Below are 22,004 nucleotides of genomic sequence, written 5' to 3'. Positions count from 1 at the left end.
CCCGGTCGGGCGTCACCCGGTGCAGTCGACGCTGGTGGTCGTCACGCGGATCTCGCCGTCGACCGCCTCCACCACGACGCTGAGCGGCCCGCTGCGGTAGGCGTACCGGTCGGGCTGCTCGGCCAGCACGACGGCGTCGGCACCGGCCAGCGGTCGCAGGGTCGCGTCGAGCGACGCCGACAGCGCCCCCCGGCCAACCGACCGGGCCGTGTGCATCGACCCGTTGCCTGAGCAGGGCACGGTCACCCGGTTGACCGGATCACGGTCGGTCACACCGAGCGCGGCGAGCACCCGGGCCGGCTCCCCGTCGATCGGGAGTGCGGTCAGAGGCTGGTCATCGACGGCGAAGTCGGGTGACGACGGCCGGCAGCCGGTGCTCGCGGTCAGTTTCACCACGCCCGGGTCGGTCACTCCGCCCTTGATCGCGACGAACTCGCCAGCATCGGCCCGGAACGTCCCCGTGGCGGGCCGGACCGTCGCCCGGTACGAGGCGGGCAGCGCCAGCCCGATCCGGCTGAGCAACGGCCGGTCGTCGGTCTCCCTGGTACGGAACGTCACGTCCCGTTCCAGGGTCGCGCCTTCCCAGACCAGGCTCAGCTCACAGCCCTCCTCAAGCCGTGGGGTGGAAAGCTCCACGACCACGTCCGGACCGGCAGCGGCGACGAGTGCAGCGATTGCCCGCTCGACGACCGGGCTGGCCTGCGCGATGTCGTGCTGCTCCCGTACGGTCGGCACGTCGTCCCGGGCCGAGACGTAGGTGATCACCAGCAGCAGCACCGCCCAACCGGCGGCGGCCACGACGAGCCAGGGACGCCACTTCCGGCGGGGCGGCGGGACCGGCTGTCCCTGCGGCCACGAATAGGCCGGTGGGACCGGAACCGGGCTCTGGCTCGGGCTCGGTTGTCCGGCTGAGTCGGGGTGCTCGATCACGTCCGCCATGGTGGCACGAAATGTTCAGGATCAGCATCCGAGGGCGAGGCGGTAGCCGACCCCTCGTACGGTGTGCACCTGTGGCCCGTCCTCGACGGCGCGTAACTTGCGACGCAGCCGTTTGACGGCGGAGTGCAGGATCGCCGTGTCGCCGAGATAGGCTCCGCCCCAGACCGAACCGAAGAGCCGTTCGTACGTCCACACTCCGAGCGGTGGGCTGGCCAGTCGGGCCAGCAGTTCCCGCTCCAGCCGGGTCAACGCCAATGGCTGGCCGCGCCAGGTCACCAGGTGTTCGGCCAGGTCGACGGAGAGCTCACCGAGACTCACCGACTCGGGTGGGGGATCGGGGGCACCGTTCACCTGTGGAAACAGCATGGCCCGCAACTCGGACAGGTCAGCACAGATCACCACCGGTCCAACGTCGTCCAGCCGTCGGACGACGCGTTCCCGAACCGTCACATCGGCAGACACGCAGACGACGAGCGGAATCTCACCGTTAACCACCGTGCCCTCCCCCCGCCGGCCAGCCCCCACTAGCCAACGCCGTCCGATCAATGTAGTCAACAGTGATCCAGGCCGATTTCCGACAACAGCCCGAATCACGCCCAGTTACTGCTTGAATACTGCCTGCCTGAATCCATTGATCATTACCACTATGCTGCCTCAGCATGACTCCAAGCCGGCATGGGGGCCGCCAGCTTCAACCCGAGAGTGCCCACACGCCGTGCTGGCAGCGCCGGACATCCCGGAGCTGCGATCGGCGTCTCGGTTCGAGCGCCGAGACAGTGGGGAGGAAGCATGTCAAGACGCCAAAGGAGCTGGAGCGCGAACCGCTCCAGACTCTGGCGACCACTCGCCGTGGCAGCGGCCGTGGTTCTCGGCATCACCGCGCAACCGGCGGTCGCAACCGCGGCCGAGCCGGACGCGCCGGTGAGTTCCCAACTCCTGGCGGAGTTGGGCACGAAGGGCACCACCGGCTTCATGGTCTACTTCCGTGAGCGGGGAGACCTGAGCAAGGCGGCGAAGAAGACCGACGACGACGCCCGGGCCACCGAGGTGTTCCAGCAGCTCACCAGCACCGCGACCCGGAGCCAGCAGGGGCTGCGGGCCGAGTTGGACGAGCGTAAGGCCAAGTACACGCCCTACTGGATCGCCAACGCGATGCGGGTCGAGGGTGACAAGGCACTGGTGGACGAGATCGCCGCCCGGCCCGAGGTGGAGCGGATCGAGCACGTCCGCAGCTACAAGCTGATCAAGCCACAGCCGGCGGAGGCTTCCACCAGGTCCGGCGTCGACGTCCCCGAGTGGGGCCTGGTCAACATCGAGGCCCCCCGGGTCTGGAGCGAGTTCGGCGTACGTGGTGAGGGCGTCGTCGTCGCCAACATCGACAGCGGCGTCGACTACCAGCACCCGGCCCTGGTCGGCAAGTACCGGGGCAACCTCGGCAACGGGACCTTCGACCACAACTACAACTGGTTCGACCCGGCCGGCATCTGCTCCGGCGACGCCCCCTGTGACAACAACGACCACGGCACCCACACCATGGGCACCATGGTCGGCGACGACGGTGGCGCGAACCAGGTCGGTGTCGCCCCCGCCGCCAAGTGGATCGCCGCCAAGGGCTGCGAGACCAACAGTTGCTCGGAGTCGTCCCTGCTGGCCTCCGGCCAGTGGGTGCTCGCCCCGACCGACCTGAACGGCCAGAACCCCCGGCCGGACCTGCACGCCGACATCGTCAACAACTCCTGGGGCGGCGGGCAGAACGACCTCTGGTACCAGCAGACCGTCGCCGCGTGGCGGGCGGCCGGGATCTTCCCGAGCTTCTCCGCCGGTAACGACGGACCGGGCTGCGGCAGCGCCGAGAACCCCGGCGACTACCCCAACTCCTACGCGGCTGGCGCGTACGACGTGAGCAACAACATCGCCAGCTTCTCCGGACGGGGTGCATCCACCCTCGACGGCTCGATCAAGCCGAACATCGCCGCACCCGGCGTCAACGTCCGGTCGAGTGTCCCGGGCAACGGGTACGCGGCGTTCAACGGCACCTCGATGGCGGCACCGCACGTCTCGGGCACGGTGGCGCTGATCTGGTCGGCTGCCCCGAGTCTGCGTGGTGACGTCGTCGCCACGGAGACGCTGCTCGACGACACCGCTACCGACGTCAACGCCCTGACCTGCGGTGGCACCGTCGACGACAACAACGTCTTCGGCGAGGGCCGGCTCAACGCGTACCAGGCGGTCAACAACGCCCCGCGCGGACCGGTCGGTCAGATCACCGGTGCCGTCACCAACGCCGCCGGTGGCGCCGCCATCGCCGGCGCGACGGTCACCGTCGACACCCGTAGCGCCACCACCGGTGCCGACGGCCGCTACCGGCTGACCGTGCCGGCTGGCGAGCACGAGGTGATCGCCAGCGCGTACGGCTACGCCACCCAGACCGTCACGGTCACCGTCACCGAGGGGACTGCCGTCACGCAGAACTTCCCGCTGGTGGCGTCGCCGACGGTCACCGTCTCCGGCAAGGTCACCGACGGCTCCGGCCACGGTTGGCCGCTGTACGCCAAGATCGAGGTGGCCGGCCGGCCGGGTGGTCCGGTCTACACCAACCCGGCAACCGGTCAGTACTCGTTCACGGTTCCCGGTAACAGCACCTACAAGATGACCACGACGGCCAACTACCCCGGTTACCAGACGGTCGTCACCGACCTGACGGTCGCCGCGGCGGCCAAGACCGCCAACGTCGCGATGCCGATCGACCCGGGCTGCACCGCAGCCGGTTACTCGGCCGGTCTCAGCGACCCGCTGCTGTCGGAGACCTTCGACGGTACGGACACCCCGGCCGGCTGGTCGGTGGTGAACCGGACCAGTGGCGGCGGTTGGGGCTTCCAGGACATCGGCAACCGGGGCAACCTGACCGGTGGCTCCGGTGGCTTCGCCATCATCGACAGCGACAAGCTGGGTAGCGGCAAGACCCAGGACACCGACCTGATCACCCCGGCGCTGGACCTGACCGGAGTGAATGCGCCGGTGTTGCGGTTCAACAGCGACTTCCGCGCGCTCAGCAGCCCGGCCGACATCGACGTCACCGTCGACGGTGGGGCGACCTGGACCAACGTCTGGAACCAGACCGCCAGCCGGCGGGGCCCGGTCCTCGAAGAGGTTCCGCTGACGGCTGCCGCCGGTGCGGCCAGCGTCCAGGTGCGTTTCCGCTACAAGGGCAGCTACGCCTGGTGGTGGGAGGTCGACAACGTACAGGTGGTCAACCGGCTCTGCACCCCGATCCCGGGCGGTCTGCTGACCGGCTTCACCACGGACAAGAACACCGGTGCTGCGCTCAACGGCGTAGTTGTGTCCAGTGTGGATGCTCCGGCGGACAAGGGCACGTCGGTCGCGACGCCGGACGACCCGAACATCGGTGACGGCTTCTACTGGCTCTTCTCCAGCCAGGTCGGAGCGCACTCGTTCACCGCCACGAAGGCGCCGTACCAGGCGACCACGAAGTCGGCGACGATCGTCGCGAACGCCACCCGGAAGGCCGACTTCGCCCTCAAGGCGGGCCGGCTGACGGTCAGCACGGCCACGGTCGAGTCGCACCAGCCGTACGGCAGCACCCGCAGCACGAAGGTGACCATCAAGAACACCGGTAGCGCTCCGGCGAACGTGGAGATGTTGGAGCGTAACGGTCCGTTCGGACCGCTGCTCCTCCAGCAGGGCTCGCCGCTGGTCGAGCACACGGTCAAGGGGATCAGCAAGGCCCAGAACGGAGTCGCGTACGGCGCTGCGGGCAACGTCGCCCAGGCCGCGCCGCAGGTCGACGACGCGTGGACCCGGGTGGCCGACCTCCCGGCAGCCGTCTTCGACAACGCCGCCGTGACCCTCGATGGCAAGGTCTACTCCATCGGTGGTGGCAGCGGTACCGGCAACGAGAAGAAGATCTGGGTGTTCGACCCGGCGGCCAACGCCTGGACCGCCCTGCCCGACATGCCCTCCGCCCGTGCGAAGCCATCCGCGGCTGCGGTGAACGGCAAGATCTACGTCCTGGGTGGCTGGGCCAGCGGCGGCACGCCGGTCGCCACGGTCGATGTCTTCGACCCGGCGGCAGGCACCTGGAGCACGCTGAGCGGGGTCACCAACCCGTCACCGGCTTCGGCGGCGGGTACGGCAGTGGTCAACGGCAAGATCTACCTGACCGGTGGCTGCCTGGACGGCAACTGCACCGACTCGAACAAGCTGGTGGTCTTCGACCCGGCCGCTGGCTCGTTCAGCACGGGTGCGAACTACCCGCACGCGGTTTCGTGGATCGCGTGTGGCGGCATCGGTGACAACGTCTACTGCGCCGGTGGCACCGGTGAGACCGAGTACACCGACGGCTACGTCTACTCCCCCGCCTCGGACGGGTGGACGGCGCTGCCGACGATGCCGGCGGAGTTGTGGGGCTCGCAGTATGCCGCCGCTGGTGGCCTGCTCGTGCTGGCCGGTGGCGTGACCGCCGGTTCGACCGCGGTCTCCAACCGCACGCTGGCGTACGACCCGGCCGCCGGGTCCTGGCTGGAGCTGCCGAACGCGCAGTTCAGCCGCTACCGGGGTGCCGCTGCCTGCGGCGCGTACAAGATCGGTGGTTCGCCCTCGTCGTTCGTCGGCTCGAAGGAGACGGAGCTGCTCGGCGGACTCGAGATGTGTGACGCGGCCGGGGACGTGGCGTGGCTCTCCACCACGCCGACCACCTTCACCCTGGCTCCGGGTGCCTCCAAGACGGTGACGGTCAGCCTGGCCGCCACCGCCGAGAACGGCATCGCCCAGCCCGGTGCCTACACGGCCGAGCTGGGTGTCAAGTCGGACAGCCCGTACCAGGCACCAGCGGTGAGCGTGAAGATGAACGTCCAGCCGCTGGCCAGCTGGGGCAAGATCCAGGGCACCGTGGTCGGCCAGACCTGCGCTGGTGACCGCGTCGCGGTGAAGGCCACGGTCCGGCTCAACAACAACAGCGGTGGTTACACGCTGACCGCCGACGCCCAGGGCAAGTACGGCTACTGGGTGCCGAAGGGCAGCTACGAGGTGATCGTCGCGAAGGACGGCTGGATCCCCGAGGTCCAGCGGTTGCAGCTCGATGCCGGCTTCGTGTCGACCGTCGACTTCGTCCTCGATCCGGTGGTCGCGTGTGACAGCCGGGTGGGCGGGATCTGATCTGAACTGATCAGACTCGTCGCCTGAACCAGGCCGGTGGCCGTCGGACCCGTACCGGGTCCGACGGCCACCGCTCGTCTCGGCTTCCCGGCGGGAGCCGGCCGATCGGACGGGCAGGGCCGACATCTTATGTGATCATCTTTGCTGCTTGGATCATCAGAACGGCTGGTTACCGCGCCAGGTCGCCGGAATCGGCGTGAATCTCGTCTCGCATGATCTGGGCGACCAATACCCGGATCTTCGGGGTGTTGTCCGTACGCTGCGAACATGACCGAGCGCCCCGCGACACCCGAACTCGCACTGGCCGAACTACGCGCCGGCAATGAACGCTTTGTCACCGGCACCCGCATACACCCGAACCAGGACGCCGAACACCGGGCCGCCCTGGCCGGCGCACAGGCACCGTTCGCCGTGATCTTCGGCTGCTCCGACTCCCGACTCGCTGCGGAGATCATCTTCGACCGGGGGCTGGGTGACCTGTTCGTGGTCCGTACCGCCGGGCACACCGTCGGCACCGCGGTGCTGGGCAGCGTCGAGTACGCCGTCACGATCCTGAAGACGCCACTGGTGGTGGTGCTCGGCCACAACTCCTGCGGTGCGGTACGGGCCGCCTGCGACGCGGTCTCCGAGGGAACCTCACCGTCGGGCTTCCTGGGCGCCGTCGTGGACGCCGTCATCCCCAGCGTCGCGCTGGCGGCCAGCCAGCAGGTCAACGACGTCGACCAGATCGTCGACATCCACATCCAGCGCACCGTCCGGCAGTTGCAGCACCTCTCCGAGACGCTGTCCAGGGCGGTGGCCGAGGGGCGCTGCGCCGTGGTGGGAATGTCCTACCAGCTCAGCGACGGGAAGGCCCGCATCGTCAGCACCGGCTGACCGGGGATGGCGAGGTGACCGGTCGCCGTTCGAGGTGACCGGTCGCCGTTCGAGGTGACCGGTCGCCGTTCGAGGTGACCGGGGTCCGGGTGACGGCGGGCCAGCGGGTGCGAGGACGTGGGCATCCGGCTGGCCCACCGGCCGCCCGGCGGTACGCACCGGAGGCGGAACCGGGCAGGTAGCTCTGCGCCGGGTACCTGACCATGCACACGGGAGCCGACCTCGACCGAACGTTGCGAAGAGGTTGGCGGCGACGTCATGTCCCGGCAACCATTGTTGACGAGAATTGCCTGCACACCCCGTACGGCCGAGGTGTCCGATGCAGGTTCACCGCCCCGGGCTGATGATCCGTATACCACCGCCGCCGACCCGCCTGTTGGCAATGTCTCCGCAGGTAAAACGACTTCTCCGCAGCACCGGATCCGAATGATCGAACAATCTGCGGTTAACGTGGAAGCATCCCGCGCCAGGCAATACGAATTCTGCTAACATTTGCGTGTTTCAATATATAGGTCCGCCATGGCATTCTCGCACAACACCACGACCAACGCACCTGTCTGCCATTCGGAAGGATCAACACGAGAGAGGAACGGTGATGCTGCCGTGCTGATCGCGGCGTCCAACCGCATTCGTGACCACCGAGCGATACCGGTTCGAGACGTGGGTCGTGGCCACGCCATCGGACACCATGGAGAACTACTACAGGGCACCTTCCAGGACCGGTCCGGTAGATCACACCGGGCACTCGTGACCATGCCACTACCCGGTCTGGTCACCACGGCCGAGTTCCGGCCGCTGCTCGACCGGGCACCGGACGCCCCGTTGGTGACGGTCCGACCGGCGTGGCGGCGCAAGGCACAGGCCGCCGCCGAACTGATGCTCCGGGAACACCTGCCGACCGCCAGCGGCGGTGAACTCGTCCTGTCCGGACAGGCGCAGCCCGGACTCGGTCTCGGGTCGTCGACCAGCGACGTGACGGCCACCCTCCGGGCCGTCGCCGACTGCTACGGGCTACGGCTGTCCACTGCCGAGATCGCCGCCCTCGCCGTACGTGCCGAGGGGGCCTCCGACTCGGTGATGGTGGAGGACCGTGTGGTGCTGTTCGCCCACCGCAGCGGGCGCATCCTGGAGGAGTTCGACAGCAGACTTCCGGGCATGCTGGTGGTGGGCTGTGACACCGACCCGGCCCGGGGCGGCGTCGACACCCTCGCGTTCCGCCCGCCCGAGCACACCCCCGCCGAGGTGGCGAGCTTCCGGGTGCTGGTCGGCCTGCTGCGGCACGCGCTGGCCACCCGCTCGGTGGCGCTCCTGGCCCAGGTGGCCCAGGCCAGTGCCCGGATCAACCAGCGATACCTGCCGACCCGTGGATTCGCCACGCTGTGTCGTACCGCCCGGGAGGCCGGCGGACTGGGCGTGCAGGTGTCACACAGCGGCACGGTGGCCGGGGTGATCTACGACGCCGGCCGCCCCGACGCGGAACGACAGGCCGACCGATGCGTACGGCTGCTACGAAGACGTGGTTTCGCCGATCCGCAGATCCTGACCGTGACGTCGGCTGGAGCACTGGTGTGAGCCGGACACAGGCATACCGTGACGTGGTCGAGGCGCAACGACTGCCGCGCCTGATCCGATTGGGCCCCAACTACTACGCCGCCGTCTTCACCCTGATGAAGCTGCTGCCCGCCTGGTACATCCTGCGGTCCGCCGCCGACCGGGGTGAACTCGGCCCCGACACCGTCGTGGTCGAGACGACCTCGGGCACCTTCGGCCTGGGCCTCGCACAGCAGACGGCGCTGACCGGCCACCGGCTGATCCTGGTCGGCGATCCGGCCATCGACGACCGGCTGCGCCGCCGCCTGGAGACCCTCGGTGCCGAGGTGCAGATCGTCCAACAGCCGGCACCGGTCGGTGGGATCCAGGCGGCCCGGCTGGAACGGGTCCGCGAGATCCGGGAACGCCACCCCGACTCGTTCTGCCCCAACCAGTACGGCAACCCGGACAACCCGCTGTCCTACTCGTACGCGGCAGCGGCCATCGCCGAAGCGGTCGGACAGGTGGACTGCCTGGTCGGGCCGGTCGGCTCGGGCGGCTCGATGTGTGGCACCGCCACACACCTACGGACCGCCTTCGACGACATGCGGGCCGTTGGCATCGACACCCACAACAGCGTCCTCTTCGGTCAACCGGACGGACGCCGGGCACTGCGTGGTCTCGGCAACAGTCTGCTGCCGCCCAACCTCGACCACCGGGTCTTCGACGAGGTGCACTGGCTCGGTCCGGCCGAGGCGTACGCCGGTGCCCGTGAACTGCTGGCCCGACACGCCCTCTTCATGGGCCCGACCAGCGGTGCCGCGTACGTGGTCGGCAGGTGGTGGGCAGCGGAACACCCGGACGCCACGACGGTGATCCTGTGCCCGGACGAGGGCTACCGCTACCAGGACACCGTCTTCGACCCGGACTGGATCGCCGCACAGGGATTGGACCGGCCCGGCCCACCGGAACCGACCCCGGTGTTCCACCCGGCCGAGGTCGACACCGGCTGGACGTACCTGGGCTGGAACCGGCGCGGGCTGGACGAGGTGGTCCGGCAGCCGGCCACCCGTGGTTGACCACGGACGGAGGAGGAGGGTTTTCCATGGCGGACGACACCGGCCGCATCGTCAGACCACTCACGCCGACCGCCCGGCGGATCGTGTTCGGCGCCACCGCCGACCAGGACATCGACGCCGAACTCTGGCCGATGACCGACATCGACCTCGCACACGTCGTCGGCCTCGTGGAGCGTGGGCTGGTCGGCACCGAGCGGGCCGCGCCGCTGCTGGCCTGCATCCTGGACCTGCGTCGACGGAACTTCGACCCGCTACGTGGCCGACCCGCGCCACGCGGTCTCTACCTCATGTACGAGGACTTCCTGATCGGGAAGGTCGGTACGGACGCCGGCGGCAGCCTGCACACCGGCCGGTCCCGTAACGACCTGAAGGCCACCGTACTCATGCTGCGGCTGCGCCGGCACGTCGACGAACTGCTGGACGAGACTCTGCGGTTGCAGGCGATCCTGTTGTCCCGGGCCCGACGTCACGCGGACCAGGTGCTACCGATCTACACCCATTTCCAGCCGGCCGTCCCGGTCACCTACGGACACTATCTGCTGGGCGTGGCTGCCGCCCTCGACCGCGACCTGGTCGGCATCGAACAGGCTGCGGACGGGCTGCGGGCCAGCCCGATGGGGGCATGCGGTGTCGGTGGCACCGACCTGCCGCTGGATCCGGCCCGGGTGGCCCACCTGCTCGGTTTCGACCGGTCGGCGATCAACAGCATCGACGCCGTGGCCTCCCGGGACACCAGTCTGCGGTTGCTGTTCGCGGCTACCGCCGCATCACTGACCACCAGCCGGTTCGCCACCGACCTGCAACTGTGGAGCAGCCAGGAATTCGGTCTGCTCCGGTTCCCGGACGAGCTGGTCGGGTCCAGCTCGATCATGCCGCAGAAGCGCAACGTGTTCCTGACCGAGCATGTAAAGGCCAAGCCCGCCCTGGTGTTCGCCGCCGCCCAGACCCTCGCCATGGCGACCAGGGGCACCCCGTTCACCAACTCGATCGAGGTGGGCACCGAGGGGGTGTCCGGGGTCTGGTCCGGCCTGTCCGCCGCCCTCGAATCCGTGGTGCTGACCAGGCTGCTGGCCATGGGCGCGGAGCCCGTACCGGACCGGATGACCGAACGTGCCGAGCAGGGGTGGACCACCGCGACCGCGATGGCCAACCGACTGGTTCGGGACGGCGTGCCATTCCGGTCGGCACACCACGAGATCGGTAAATTGGTACGGCGTGGCCAGCGGGTCGACGACATGCCGACGGCGGCCGATGTGGCACGCGACAGCGAATTCGGCGGTGGACCCGGCCCCGCCTCGGTAGCCGCCCAGCAGCAGCTGTTACGGGGCCGGTGGGCGGCACACCTCGCCGTGCATCGATCCCGGCGGGACACGTTGCGCAGTCGGGCGGCCGAGTTGGAGAAGGCCGTCGAGGCGATCCTCGGCGACGTCGACGACAGGAGGTGGTTGGCATGACCGACTCCACACAGCACCCCTGGCTGGTGCTGGTCGAGAGCAACACCACCGGGACCGGCCGACTGTTCGCCAGCACCGGTCGGGCACTCGGCTTCACCCCGGTGCTGCTGACCGCGGACGACAGTCGTTATCCGTACGTGGCCGCCGACGGTGTGGCCTTCCTGCGGGTGGACACCGGCGACCCCGCTGCCCTGGCTGCGGCCTGTACCGGACTGGTCGCCCGCGCGCCGATCGGTGCCGTGCTGTCCAGCAGTGAGTACTTCGTGGCCGCCGCCGCCCGGCTGGCCCGTCAGCTCGACCTGCCGGCCCCCGACCCGGACGCGGTGGTCCGGTGCCGCAACAAGGCCATGCAACGGCGTACGCTGGCCGGCCACCCCGGCGCGGTGCGGTACGTCGAGTGTTCCGACGCCGACCAGGCGGCCGAGGCCACCCGGCAACTCGGCGGCAGTGTGGTGGTGAAACCCTGCTTCGGCTCCGGCTCGGAGGGCGTCCGGGCCTGTTCCGGGCCGGACGAGGCGGCTGCCTGGGCACAACGGCTGCTGGCGGTACGGCACAACGAACGGGGCCTGCCGATCGAGCCACGGATCCTGGTCGAGGAGTTGGTCACCGGTCCGGAGTACTCCGTGGAAGTGCTCGACGGCACCGTGTATGGCATCACCGCCAAGCACCTCGGCGAACCGCCGTTCTTCGTGGAGACCGGGCACGACTTTCCGGCCGTACTCGCCCCCGCCGACGCCGACCGGCTGGCGGAGGTCGCCCGCCGAGCCGTCGAGGTGCTCGGACTCGACCACGGTCCGGCGCACGTCGAGCTGCGGCTGTCCGCCCGGGGACCGGTGGTGATGGAGGTCAACCCGAGGCTGGCCGGCGGGCTGATCCCGCAACTGGTCCGGCTGGCCACGGGAATCGACCTGATCGCCGCGACGATCCGGTCCGCCGCCGGCCGGGGCCCGGGTGGCCCGGTCACCCGGGGGGCCGACCACCACGCCTCGATCCGGTTCCTCCTGCTACCCGACGACGGGGAGGTCCGTACGGTCAGCCTGGACCGGGCGTGGGCGGTTCCGGGCGTGGTGGAGGCGGTCTGTACGGCCACCGCCGGTGAACGGCGGCAGCATCACCACTCGTTCCGGGACCGGATCGGACACGTACTGGCGTTGGGCGAGACCGCCACGGACGCGGCCTCCGCCGCCGAAGCGGGTCGCCGCGCCGTCACGGAAGCGCTGACGGATGGGCCCGTACCGGTCGTCGAGCCGGCGGCTGCCCGTCCCTGACCCCGATCGAGCCGAAGCCGAGCAGAACGGAGACGACCATGCCCTCCCTCCGGGTAGCTGTCCTGCGCGCGGACGATCACCACCACCGGTACCTGGAGTCGATGCTCCGGTCCCGCTTCGACGTCGTGTTCACCGCCGTCGAACCGGGCTCGGCCAAGGTACGACGGCTGTGGACCCGGCGGCGTTACCGCGACTACGCCTACTACCGCTACCACGACATTCGGCGCCGGCTCACCGGCAAGGACCGCTACCGCCGCGACTACTTCCGCCACGATCCGCCGATGTACCTGGGGGCGGCCGACGCCGTCACGGTGTCGTCGATCAACGATCCCGAGGTCTCCACCGGCCTGGCGCAGGCCCGGCCCGACGTCACCGTGGTGATCGGCTGCTCCATCCTCGGTGCGAAGGTGCTCGACACGGCCGGTGACCGGATCGTCAACGTGCACGGCGGTCACCTGCCGGACTACAAGGGCAACCACTGCGTCTTCTTCGCCCTGTACGACGGTCAGCCGGAGAAGGTCGGCGTGAGCATCCACCACGTGAACCAGGGGGTGGACACCGGGGCACTGATCGACGTGGTCCGCCCTCCGGTGCATGGCGGGGAGACCGCCGAGCAGCTGTACTGTCGCGCCGAAAAGCTCGCCATCCACCGGCTGGTCGGGCTGCTGGGGCAGCTTGAGGCCGGCGTCGACCTGCCGGCAATCCCGCAGCCGCAGCGCGGCCGGACGTACCGGACCCGTGACCGGGGCCCGACGCACGACCTGCGGATGTGGGCCCGGAAGCACGGATTCGGCCGGGCCTCTCGGCGGCGGACCGCCATCCCGGGTACGCGGCCGGCACCGGAGACCAACGCATGACGGCCAACCGCACCGGTACCACCGACCTGATCGAATCGTCCGCCGACAGCACCGGACCGGATCGGCGTCGACGCGGCGGCGGGGTGCTGGCGGGCACGGCGGCGTACGCCCTGTGGGGCCTGCTCACCCTCTACTGGCCGCTGCTCGAACCGGCCCAGCCGCTGGAGATCCTGGCGCACCGGATCGTCTGGTCGTTGGCGCTGGTCCTGGTGGTGCTGGCGGTACGCCGGGACTGGCAGTGGCTGCGCACCCTGGGCAGGGACCTGCGCCGGCTGGGACTGCTGCTGGCCGCCGGTTGCTTCGTCGGCGTCAACTGGGGCCTCTACATCTGGGCGATCAACAGCGGGCATGTGATCGAGACGGCGCTCGGCTACTACATCAACCCACTGTTCAGCGCGATGCTCGGCCTGCTGGTGGTACGCGAGCGGCTGACTCCGGCGCAGTGGGTGGCGATCGGGCTGTCCGCCGCCGGTGTGCTGTGGCTGGCCATCGACTCGCAACGGCCGCCATGGATCGCACTGGGGCTGGCGGCGACGTTCGCCTGCTACGGTCTGGCCCGGAAGAAGGCCGACATGCCGACCTGGCAGGGGCTGGCGGTGGAGACCGCTCTCCTGACGGTGCCCGCCGTCGGCTATCTCATCGTGTTGGCGGCAACGGGTGAGGGGCATTTCGGCGGCGACACGGTGGACTCCCTGTTGCTGGTGAGCACCGGCCTGGCGACGGCCGCGCCCCTGCTGCTGTTCGGCTTCGCCACCGTACGCACACCGTTGACGGTAATGGGAATGTTGCAATATCTACTGCCGACGATCCAGTTCCTCATCGGTCTGTTCGGCCTACACGAAACGATCACCCCGGCCGGGCTCGGTGCGTACTGTCTGGTCTGGGCCGGTGCGATCATTTTCCTGGTGGCCTATGGCGCGGCCAATCGTCGAGCTGATCGCGCGCTGGAAAATATGTAGGGTCTCCCCATGGGATTTGAGCATCATGGACGTACCCAGCGTCTGGACTGGGTGGATCCGTCGATCCGGGAATGGGACTGCGTGGTGGTCTGGTCCGATCCCGCCGATCCGGAGGCCGGAATCGTGCTCGACCGTTCCGCGTTCTATCCGGGCGGTGGCGGGCAACCACCGGACTTCGGGGTGCTGCTGTGGCAGGGGGTGAAGACCCGGATCGTCGGATCACGCAAGGGCGACGACCTCTATCTGCTTCCCGCGCCCGGCGACCCGGTTCCGCCCACCGGCACCACCGTCACCGGTGCGATCGACGACGAGCGTCGCAGCAGCCTGATGCGGGTCCACTCCGGGTTGCACGTGTTGTGCGGCACGGTCTTCCGCGACTTCGGCGCACTGGTCACCGGCGGCAGTATGCAGCCCGGCGAGGCCCGGATGGACTTCAACCTTCCGGAGATCCCGCCCGGGTTCAAGCAGTCCCTTGAGGATGCCGTCAACGCCGAGATATCGGCCGATCGGAAGATCGTCGTCCGGGTCCTGCCCCGGGAAGAGGCGTTGGCCATTCCCGATCTGGTTCGTACCCAGGACGCGCTGCCGCCGTTGGAGACGCCGGAGATTCGCGTGGTGGACATCGTCGGGCTGGATGTCCAGGCCGATGGCGGCACCCACGTCGCCTCGACCGGTCAGATCGGTCGCGTACAGGTGCAGAAGGTGGAGAGCAAGGGCCGGCAGAACCGGAGGGTACGCATCAGACTCACCCAATGAGCGATCGATGGACCATCGACGTCTGGCATGATCCAACGGTGACAGCAGCCACCGATGTCGACCACCCGACCCGCTCGATCACCCACCGCGCCGCGAAGGTCGTCACCGAGACGTTCGCGCCCGCGGTCCTGGCCGCGCTGATGCCACTGATCATCGCCCTGCACGTCAGCGCCGACCTGCTGACCGGTCTCGGTTGGGCAGCCCTGGCAGTGTTCTTCTCCGCGGTGATCCCGTTCGGGGTGATCCTGCTGGGCGTCCGCCGGGGCCAGCTCACCGACCACCACATCGGTCGCCGGGAGCAGCGCCGCAAACCGTTGCTCTTCGGCCTCGTCTCGGTGGTCACCGGGCTAACCCTGCTGATCGTCCTCGGGGCACCACGCGAACTCGTCGCCATGGTCGTGGTGATCTTCGGAGTGGTGCTGATCCTGACCGTGGTCAACATGTTCTGGAAGCTCAGCGGGCACGCCGCGGTGGCCTCCGGCTCCGCCTCCGTACTGGTGATCATGTTTGGTCCCGCGCTGCTGGCCGCATTCGCGGCCGTCGCGGCCGTCGGTTGGTCCCGCGTCGTGCTACGCGCCCACACCACCACCCAGGTGATCACCGGCACCATCGCCGGCATCCTGATCGCCACCCCGGCATACCTGTTGATGGCGTAGTCGTGGGCCACGATGGTCGGTGAGCCGGCCCGCCACCGATGTCGGCCGGCGTGGCACCGACGGTCGTTGGCGGTACGTCATCGACAACCCCTTCGGCGTGGCACAGCTACCCGAGCAGGCGTTCCACCCCCCTCAGGCGAACCTCTTGACCAACCCGAGGGGTGGGGCGGGGCAGTGAAAAGCGGACGCCGCCCGGACCTGATCCGGTCCGGGCGGCGTCCGCTACCACTACAGCCGTACGGTCAGCCGACGGTGACGCCGACCTCGTTGAAGCCCCGCGCAGCGGTGACCGACAGGTCGCCGTTGCCGTGCCGGGACAGGGCACGCAGCGTCCAGGTCCCCGGAGCGGCGAAGAACCGGAACTGGCCGGCCGGCGAGGTGACCACCTCGGCGGTGAACTCACCGGTGGAGTCGAGCAGCCGGACGTACGCCCCGGGCACCGGCTCGCCGGAGTCGATGCGTACGACGCCGGTGATCACGGTTTCCTTCTCCAGGTCGAGGCTGGCGGGCAGCGGAGCGGCCTGGTCCGGAGCCGCGCAACCGGCGGCGGTGTTGGCGGTGGAAACTGGTGCGGTCATCGTCAGGCCTCCCCGGGCTCGTCACCGAGTGCGACCGGCACGCCGACCAGCGAGCCGTACTCGGTCCAGGATCCGTCGTAGTTCTTCACGTTCCGGTGGCCGAGCAGCTCCTTGAGCACGAACCAGGTGTGCGAGGAGCGCTCGCCGATCCGGCAGTAGGCGATCGTGTCCCGGTTGTCGTCCAGGCCGGCCGCCGCGTAGATCGCCCGCAGTTCGTCGTCGGACTTGAAGGTGCCGTCCTCGTTGGCCGCCTTGGACCACGGCACGCTGACCGCGGTCGGGATGTGGCCGGCCCGCTGCGCCTGCTCCTGCGGCAGGTGGGCCGGGGCCAGCAGGCGTCCCGCGAACTCGTCGGGGGACCGTACGTCGACCAGGTTCTGCGTGCCGATCGCAGCCACGACCTCGTCCCGGAACGCCCGGATCGACGCGTCCGGCTCCTGTGCGACGTACTGCGTGACCGGGCGAGTGACCGGGTCGCTGACCAGCGGCCGGGCGTCCAACTCCCACTTCTTGCGGCCACCGTCGAGCAGCCGGACGTCGCCGTGCCCGTAGAGCTTGAAGTACCAGTACGCGTACGCGGCGAACCAGTTGTTGTTGCCGCCGTACAGGATGACGGTGTCGTCGTTGGCGATGCCCCGCTCGGAGAGCAGCGCCTCGAACTGCGACTTGTTGACGAAGTCCCGCCGGATCGGGTCCTGCAGGTCGGTCCGCCAGTCGAGCTTGACCGCACCGGCGATGTGGTTGGTGTCGTAGGCGGCGGTGTCCTCGTCGACCTCGACGAAGACGACGCCCGGGGCGTCGAGGTTCTTCTCGGCCCACTCGGCCGAGACGAGCGCGGTGTCGCGACTCATCAGTTCACTCCCTGTAAGGATGGTGTGAGTCAGCGCGTGAACAGTGCGCGATGTGGACGGTCGCACCCCACACGCGAGACCCATGGAAGACGGATCACGGGGGTTGTGCGACGGCGCCGCTGCCGGGCGTGGAGAGGTGTCAAAGGGTACGCAGCACGAGCAGCCCCGCCGTCAGATGACGGGGCGACACAGGCAGGTGGCCACGCGGCACAGGTCGACCGCGCGCCGTTTGGTGAGGAGCGTCCCCATAGCCTCGGAGCCTAGCAGCCGTACCAGCACTTACCCAGGGCTGACCACGATCCGGGATAAGCACCATCCGGGGGCGTCGGCAGTTACGCCACCGAGTTGAGTGGGACGTTCTTGGCCGTCGCCCGTACGGCCAGCCCCTCCGGCAACGGGCGCACCTCCTGCACGTCGAGCTGGAACGGCAGTGCCGGCAGCGGCAGTTTCACGGAGATCTGCTGGGCGTACGCCTTGATCAGAGCCTGGACCAGCGGGTTGTTCGGTGCTCCCTCGACGGTGAGTTCGTCGAACTTGATCGACACCCGCCCCTGGTCGACGGAGAGGTCACCCGTGCCGTGAATTGCCCGGTCCTGCCCCATGACCTTCAGCGAGCCGGCCACCTCGAGTTTGCCGTTCTTCTCGGCGAGGGTGATCCCGGGCTTGTTCATGAACTCCGCGACGGTGTCGTAGGAGATCGTCCCGGTGCCCACCACGGTTTCCGCGGTCACCGTTCCCTGACCGGAGCGCAGCGCGTCCAGCGGCGCGTCGACGTTACGGGCATCGATGTCGACCTTGGGTAGGCGCACGCTCTGTCCCCGGACCGGGCCCTGGAGGTCGTGTACCACGATGTTGATCGACTCGTACCGTCCGCTGGCGACCTGGGTCAGGAACGGGAAGCCACCGACGCTGGCCTCCGGTTTCGACGAGGAGATCTGCTGCCGGGCGATCTCCCGCTCGACCTGTTCGGCGATGGCCCGCTCGGCGACCCCGACCGCCAGCCGGTCGGCCACCACCAGTATGCCGCCCAGCACGAGAAGCAGGACGACCAGTGTGATGAGCAGGCGACGTCCCCGCCGCCGCCGCCGAACCGGTTGCTCCGGGTACGCCTGATAGCTGTCTGCCACGCCGCCTCCTGACTCATCCGGTGCTGTCAGAGCACCGATACGTACCCGACATCGTTGATCCCCAATCCAGGTTGCTGGATCAGAGGAAGAGCACGCTCATCGCGTATGCGGCCGGTGCGGCCAGGGCGAACCCACCGAGCGGGCCCTGCATGTGGCGGGCCACCCACATGGTCGGCGGTTCACCGGCCATCTGTCGGCCCGCCTCGGCGTAGCCGACCGCGAGGTCGGTCAGGGCGGCGGTGGCCGCAGCGATCAACCCGACCACGGCGGCACTGGTCGGGCTGAACCCGACGAGGAAGATGCCGATCACTCCCGCCGCCAGCGTTCCGACCATCGCGCCGATGACCACCCCGGCCGCTCCCCGGGGCACCTGTGGGGCCAACCGGGGCCAGGGCAGCACCGCATCGGTCAGTCGGGCCACGGTCAGTGAGATGCCGGCCGAGGCCAGGCAGACGAAGATCGCCTGCGTGCCGATGGGTACCCGGCCGAGCACGATGAGGGTCGCGAGGGCGACGACACCGACCACGATGAGCAGGGTGGAGCCGAGCGAGTCGGTGACCCTGACCCGGTCGGCCCGGCGGACGAGTTGGCCGAGGACCCCGGCGACGAAGCCCGCCACCGCCACGTAGCCGAGCGGAGCCAGTCCGGCGACCTCCGCTGTGACGGCGGCCACGTCAGCGGCGACGGCGGCGGCGATGGCGACCCCGGCAACCAGGAAGAGTGCCGGTGGACGCATGGCCATGGTCCAGGCGAGGACGAAGAGCACCTGCACCCCGAACACGACCACCGCGAACGGGATCCGGGCACTGCCCGGGCCGGCCAGTTGCGCCCCGAAGACCAGACCGATGCCGAGCAGCGCGGAGAAGCCGGCGATCGCGATCGCCAACGACCGGCGGACCGGGACGACCTCGATCTCTTCTTCTTCCAGGTCCTCGTCGACGGGCGGCGGACCGGGTACCAGCTCACCCCTGGGCCGTCGGCCGACGCCGAACTCACTCCACTCGTCGTGCGGTGATTCGTCGATCGCCATCGGCGGACGTGCAGGTCCAGCCGGCCCGGGCTGGCCCGGGGGGACCGGCGTACGGCCACGGCCGGGCGGGCCGGGCCGTGGTCCGTCGGCCCAGGAGTCGCGACCGGTCTCGGGGGGCATCGAGGGGTACACGCACTGATCGTGCCAGACCGGACGGGTGTCCCGCCGACCACGGTTTCCACGAAGTAAAAACCTGTGCCTACAGAGCAACAAAAACGACAAATCGATCAGGCGCCCAGAGGATCTAGCAGCGGAATCAGTTAAGCTCAGCCCGAATCGCCCGTCAGCGACGCCGGGACCGACACCAGTCTCCAGCGGCGCCCGCAAGTCGGAACACCGCTGGCCACCGCGCGGCGAAGCCGCCGGGACGGAGGTGATTGCGTGGAGATCCTGCTGCTGGTGACCGCGCGTGCGGGCGAACCCTCGGCCGTACTGCCGGCCCTCGACCTACTACCCCACTCGGTGCGTACCGCCCCGCGTGACGTCCGCACCCTGGTTTCCGGTCCGAGCCCGGACGCGGTACTCGTGGATGCCCGGTCGGAGCTCAGTGACGCCCGCGCCACCTGCCGCCTGTTGCACTCCACCGGTATCGGGGTACCCCTGCTGGCGGTGGTCACCGAGGCGGGTCTGATCGCGCTCAACGCCGACTGGGGCGTCGACGACGTGATCCTCGCCAGTGCCGGCCCGGCCGAGGTGGAGGCCCGGCTCCGACTGGCCGTCGGCCGGCTCAACAATGCGACCGCCGGGGCCAGCGGACTGATCCGCTCCGGTGAGCTGACCATCGATCCGGACACCTACGCGGCCAAGCTGAAGGGCCGTCCGCTCGACCTGACGTACAAGGAGTTCGAGCTGCTCAAGTTCCTCGCCCAGCACCCGGGCCGGGTCTTCACCCGGGACCAGTTGCTGCGGGAGGTCTGGGGCTACGACTACTTCGGCGGCACCCGGACAGTCGACGTGCACGTACGTCGGCTGCGCGCCAAGCTCGGTTCCGAGTACGAGTCGATGATCGGCACGGTTCGTCAGGTGGGTTACAAGTTCGTCGTCCCGCCAGCCCGTTCGCTGCCCGAGTCGGAGCCCGCACCGGTGCCCGTCTGACCGCCAGCCATCTCCCCTGACCGCCAGCCACCTTCCCTGAAACGTCACACCTCACCTGACCACCAGCCACCTCCGCGGAACGTCACCGCCTCACCTGATCGCCAGCCACCTCCGCTGAAACGCCGCCGGGCCGACGTCCGGTGGCGTTTTTTCGCGTCCCGGCACGCCGGACCTCGGTTTCCGGCCCTCGACCGCCGGTTGGACGTACCTCGGGTGTGGAGGCCGGCAGCCACGACCAGTCCCGCCCCGGGCACCCCCACCATCCGAGTGAAGATGGGAGAAAGTTTTACGTAGCCCGAAATGCCGTACCTATCCTGATTTCCGGCTTGAAACGAAGGAGGGCGGTCCGTGACACCGGTGACCAGGGAGTCGGCGTGGACCGGGTCCGCCAGCAGGAAGTGGCGGGTCCGTTGATGGCAAAGGTATCGGCCACGCGCGTATTGACCATAACCACTTTGACCATGTGCTCGATCCTGGCCGGGGCCTTCGCGCTCGGACTCAGCCACAACCCGACCAGACGGGACCCGGCGCGTCAGGCCGCAGCCTCGACTCCGACCGATCCGGCACAAGCCGTCGCCGCCGACCATCCGCCATCCACCGCCACGGACACACCGCCCGAGCCGTCGCCCACCCCGAGCCCGGACGAACCCACCTATCCCCCGCTGCCGCCCGAGGAGGGTGGCCCGTTCGGCAGCCGGATGACCACCGGCTCGCGCGAGGTGGCGCTCACCTTCGACGACGGCCCGGACCCGCGGTACACACCGCAGGCCCTCGCCCTGCTGCGCGAGTACGACGTCAAGGCGACGTTCTGCCTGGTCGGAACGAACGTGACGCAGTATCCGGAGTTGGTCCGGGAAATCGTCGAGGACGGGCACACGCTGTGCAACCACTCCTGGTCCCACGACATCGGGCTGGGGGCCCGGGCCGAGTCGACGATCTGGACGGACCTGTACCTGACCAACGAGGCGATCCGGGACGCCGTACCCGGAGCGCGGATCGCGTACTACCGCCAGCCGGGTGGAAACTGGACCTCCAGCGTCGTCGCCGTCGCCCGCGACCTCGGGATGACCCCACTGCACTGGACGGTGGACCCTCAGGACTGGACGCTACCGGGTGCCGGCAGCATCGCGGCCACGGTCACCGCCGACACCCTTCCCGGGGACATCGTGCTGCTGCACGACGCCGGCGGTAACCGGGAGGGCACCGTACAGGCACTGCGTACGATCCTGCCCAACCTGGCACGACGCTTCTATCTCGATGCGCTGCCCACCCGGTCCAGCGAGCCGAGTTAGCGTCGTCACCCGTACGGGAGCAGGAATGCCGGCTAACGTAGCGAGGTGAGCAACGACGCGTCTCCGATGGGTGTCCACATTGAACTCCCCGGGAGCCTGGACGACGACGTCATCCGGGACGTCCTGGCCCTCGCCCGTGCGGCGGGGGACACCGACGGGGCGGACCCGTTCTCCGAACACACCCTCCTCCGCCTCCGGCAGGGGTACGGTACCCACCTGCTGATCCGCGACCCGGACGGCACCCTCGCCGGCTACGCCCACCTGGAACTCGCCACGGGGGGCACCGACAGGACCCGCGCACCGGAAACCGCCGACGTGAACGCAGCGGCCGACGTAAAGGCAGCGTCCTACGTGGACGCAGCGGCCGGCGTGGAGGCAGCGGCCGGCGTGGAGGCAGCGGCCGATGTCGAGGCAGCGGCCGAGCTGGTCGTACACCCGGCTCGCCGGCACCGGGGCCTCGGCCGCGCCCTGGTCACCGCGAC

Annotated in this window: 19 protein-coding genes and 1 pseudogene; 13 read left to right on the top strand and 7 right to left on the bottom strand. The window is 69.2% G+C overall.

The genetic code is table 11. From position 1 onward, the window contains the following. Window positions 1-12 precede the first annotated feature (12 nt). Together ACFQ4H_RS24890 and ACFQ4H_RS24885 are read right to left on the bottom strand one after the other, a co-directional pair. Window positions 13-939: a hypothetical protein gene (locus ACFQ4H_RS24890; RefSeq protein WP_377574770.1), complete on the bottom strand. Its 927-nt coding sequence runs from the start codon at window positions 937-939 to the stop codon at window positions 13-15. A 21-nt stretch (window positions 940-960) separates the two neighbouring features. Then, complete coding sequence (locus ACFQ4H_RS24885) at window positions 961-1,389, bottom strand: winged helix-turn-helix domain-containing protein (protein ID WP_377574879.1); 429 nt, start codon at window positions 1,387-1,389, stop codon at window positions 961-963. 339 nt (window positions 1,390-1,728) lie between these two features. Here ACFQ4H_RS24885 and ACFQ4H_RS24880 point away from each other — a divergent pair, with 339 nt between their 5' ends. The 10 genes from ACFQ4H_RS24880 to ACFQ4H_RS24835 all read left to right on the top strand — a co-directional run bounded on the left by ACFQ4H_RS24880 (window position 1,729) and on the right by ACFQ4H_RS24835 (window position 15,549). Beyond that, on the top strand, window positions 1,729-6,114 hold the full coding sequence (locus tag ACFQ4H_RS24880; RefSeq protein ID WP_377574767.1) for a S8 family serine peptidase: 4,386 nt from the start codon (window positions 1,729-1,731) through the stop codon (window positions 6,112-6,114). Window positions 6,115-6,381: 267 nt separating this feature from the next. After that, the gene (locus ACFQ4H_RS24875) at window positions 6,382-6,990 is read left to right on the top strand and encodes a carbonic anhydrase (RefSeq protein ID WP_377574764.1); all 609 of its coding nucleotides are present in this window, start codon (window positions 6,382-6,384) and stop codon (window positions 6,988-6,990) included. Window positions 6,991-7,650: 660 nt separating this feature from the next. Next, window positions 7,651-8,562, top strand: coding sequence for a GHMP family kinase ATP-binding protein (locus ACFQ4H_RS24870; RefSeq protein WP_377574761.1), 912 nt, complete (start codon window positions 7,651-7,653; stop codon window positions 8,560-8,562). Continuing rightward, window positions 8,559-9,599 carry a cysteine synthase family protein gene (locus ACFQ4H_RS24865; protein WP_377574758.1) on the top strand — a complete coding sequence of 347 codons (1,041 nt, stop codon included), beginning with the start codon at window positions 8,559-8,561 and terminating at the stop codon, window positions 9,597-9,599. Before ACFQ4H_RS24870 ends, ACFQ4H_RS24865 begins: the two co-directional genes overlap by 4 nt. Before the next feature lie 26 nt (window positions 9,600-9,625). Then, a complete protein-coding gene (locus tag ACFQ4H_RS24860) occupies window positions 9,626-11,053 on the top strand; it encodes an argininosuccinate lyase (protein WP_377574755.1) in 1,428 nt (475 codons plus the stop codon). Then, entirely contained in the window at window positions 11,050-12,321 is a 1,272-nt protein-coding gene (locus tag ACFQ4H_RS24855; protein ID WP_377574752.1) for an ATP-grasp domain-containing protein, read from the top strand. Before ACFQ4H_RS24860 ends, ACFQ4H_RS24855 begins: the two co-directional genes overlap by 4 nt. Before the next feature lie 38 nt (window positions 12,322-12,359). Then, the gene (locus ACFQ4H_RS24850; protein WP_377574749.1) at window positions 12,360-13,178 is read left to right on the top strand and encodes a formyl transferase; all 819 of its coding nucleotides are present in this window, start codon (window positions 12,360-12,362) and stop codon (window positions 13,176-13,178) included. Continuing rightward, the gene (gene rarD / locus ACFQ4H_RS24845; RefSeq protein ID WP_377574746.1) at window positions 13,175-14,137 is read left to right on the top strand and encodes an EamA family transporter RarD; all 963 of its coding nucleotides are present in this window, start codon (window positions 13,175-13,177) and stop codon (window positions 14,135-14,137) included. Before ACFQ4H_RS24850 ends, rarD begins: the two co-directional genes overlap by 4 nt. 9 nt (window positions 14,138-14,146) lie before the next feature. Beyond that, window positions 14,147-14,893, top strand: coding sequence for an alanyl-tRNA editing protein (locus tag ACFQ4H_RS24840; protein ID WP_377574744.1), 747 nt, complete (start codon window positions 14,147-14,149; stop codon window positions 14,891-14,893). Next, complete coding sequence (locus tag ACFQ4H_RS24835) at window positions 14,890-15,549, top strand: phosphatase PAP2 family protein (RefSeq protein ID WP_377574741.1); 660 nt, start codon at window positions 14,890-14,892, stop codon at window positions 15,547-15,549. Before ACFQ4H_RS24840 ends, ACFQ4H_RS24835 begins: the two co-directional genes overlap by 4 nt. 242 nt (window positions 15,550-15,791) lie before the next feature. Here ACFQ4H_RS24835 and ACFQ4H_RS24830 read toward each other — a convergent pair whose 3' ends face one another. The 5 genes from ACFQ4H_RS24830 to ACFQ4H_RS24810 form a co-directional block, all read right to left on the bottom strand. Beyond that, a complete protein-coding gene (locus ACFQ4H_RS24830) occupies window positions 15,792-16,127 on the bottom strand; it encodes a DUF1416 domain-containing protein (RefSeq protein ID WP_377574739.1) in 336 nt (111 codons plus the stop codon). A 2-nt stretch (window positions 16,128-16,129) separates the two neighbouring features. After that, window positions 16,130-16,978, bottom strand: coding sequence for a sulfurtransferase (locus ACFQ4H_RS24825; RefSeq protein WP_377574736.1), 849 nt, complete (start codon window positions 16,976-16,978; stop codon window positions 16,130-16,132). A gap of 171 nt (window positions 16,979-17,149) precedes the next feature. Next, on the bottom strand, window positions 17,150-17,227 hold the full coding sequence (locus ACFQ4H_RS24820) for an Ms5788A family Cys-rich leader peptide (RefSeq protein ID WP_311202345.1): 78 nt from the start codon (window positions 17,225-17,227) through the stop codon (window positions 17,150-17,152). 83 nt (window positions 17,228-17,310) lie between these two features. After that, complete coding sequence (locus ACFQ4H_RS24815) at window positions 17,311-18,105, bottom strand: LmeA family phospholipid-binding protein (RefSeq protein ID WP_377574733.1); 795 nt, start codon at window positions 18,103-18,105, stop codon at window positions 17,311-17,313. A gap of 79 nt (window positions 18,106-18,184) precedes the next feature. Continuing rightward, window positions 18,185-19,267 (bottom strand): hypothetical protein, encoded by a 1,083-nt coding sequence (locus ACFQ4H_RS24810; protein ID WP_377574730.1) that lies wholly within the window; start codon window positions 19,265-19,267, stop codon window positions 18,185-18,187. A 249-nt stretch (window positions 19,268-19,516) separates the two neighbouring features. On the opposite strand from ACFQ4H_RS24810, the gene ACFQ4H_RS24805 reads away from it, so the two are divergent. The 3 genes and pseudogenes from ACFQ4H_RS24805 to ACFQ4H_RS24795 form a co-directional block, all read left to right on the top strand. Further along, window positions 19,517-20,230, top strand: coding sequence for a winged helix-turn-helix transcriptional regulator (locus ACFQ4H_RS24805; RefSeq protein WP_377574727.1), 714 nt, complete (start codon window positions 19,517-19,519; stop codon window positions 20,228-20,230). Between the two features lie 461 nt (window positions 20,231-20,691). After that, window positions 20,692-21,522, top strand: a complete 831-nt coding sequence (locus ACFQ4H_RS24800) for a polysaccharide deacetylase family protein (protein ID WP_377574876.1) — start codon at window positions 20,692-20,694, stop codon at window positions 21,520-21,522. A 45-nt stretch (window positions 21,523-21,567) separates the two neighbouring features. Then, a pseudogene (locus ACFQ4H_RS24795) lies at window positions 21,568-22,004 on the top strand (hypothetical protein); the annotation flags it as partial.

It is taken from the genome of Micromonospora sonneratiae, assembly GCF_042679305.1.
Classification (GTDB): domain Bacteria; phylum Actinomycetota; class Actinomycetes; order Mycobacteriales; family Micromonosporaceae; genus Micromonospora_H; species Micromonospora_H sonneratiae.
The sequence above is the reverse complement of the archived record's forward strand: the minus strand, read 5'-3'. Positions and strand labels throughout refer to the sequence as shown.

Bases quoted from the DNA above. Each gene is read 5' to 3' on its own strand.
- ACFQ4H_RS24800 (WP_377574876.1), top strand. From the start codon at position 20,692: ATGTGCTCGATCCTGGCCGGGGCCTTCGCGCTCGGACTCAGCCACAAC.
- ACFQ4H_RS24860 (WP_377574755.1), top strand. From the start codon at position 9,626: ATGGCGGACGACACCGGCCGCATCGTCAGACCACTCACGCCGACCGCC.
- ACFQ4H_RS24855 (WP_377574752.1), top strand. From the start codon at position 11,050: ATGACCGACTCCACACAGCACCCCTGGCTGGTGCTGGTCGAGAGCAAC.
- rarD (WP_377574746.1), top strand. From the start codon at position 13,175: ATGACGGCCAACCGCACCGGTACCACCGACCTGATCGAATCGTCCGCC.
- ACFQ4H_RS24880 (WP_377574767.1), top strand. From the start codon at position 1,729: ATGTCAAGACGCCAAAGGAGCTGGAGCGCGAACCGCTCCAGACTCTGG.
- ACFQ4H_RS24890 (WP_377574770.1), bottom strand. From the start codon at position 939: ATGGCGGACGTGATCGAGCACCCCGACTCAGCCGGACAACCGAGCCCG.
- ACFQ4H_RS24875 (WP_377574764.1), top strand. From the start codon at position 6,382: ATGACCGAGCGCCCCGCGACACCCGAACTCGCACTGGCCGAACTACGC.
- ACFQ4H_RS24820 (WP_311202345.1), bottom strand. From the start codon at position 17,227: ATGGGGACGCTCCTCACCAAACGGCGCGCGGTCGACCTGTGCCGCGTG.
- ACFQ4H_RS24840 (WP_377574744.1), top strand. From the start codon at position 14,147: ATGGGATTTGAGCATCATGGACGTACCCAGCGTCTGGACTGGGTGGAT.
- ACFQ4H_RS24850 (WP_377574749.1), top strand. From the start codon at position 12,360: ATGCCCTCCCTCCGGGTAGCTGTCCTGCGCGCGGACGATCACCACCAC.
- ACFQ4H_RS24830 (WP_377574739.1), bottom strand. From the start codon at position 16,127: ATGACCGCACCAGTTTCCACCGCCAACACCGCCGCCGGTTGCGCGGCT.
- ACFQ4H_RS24825 (WP_377574736.1), bottom strand. From the start codon at position 16,978: ATGAGTCGCGACACCGCGCTCGTCTCGGCCGAGTGGGCCGAGAAGAAC.
- ACFQ4H_RS24835 (WP_377574741.1), top strand. From the start codon at position 14,890: ATGAGCGATCGATGGACCATCGACGTCTGGCATGATCCAACGGTGACA.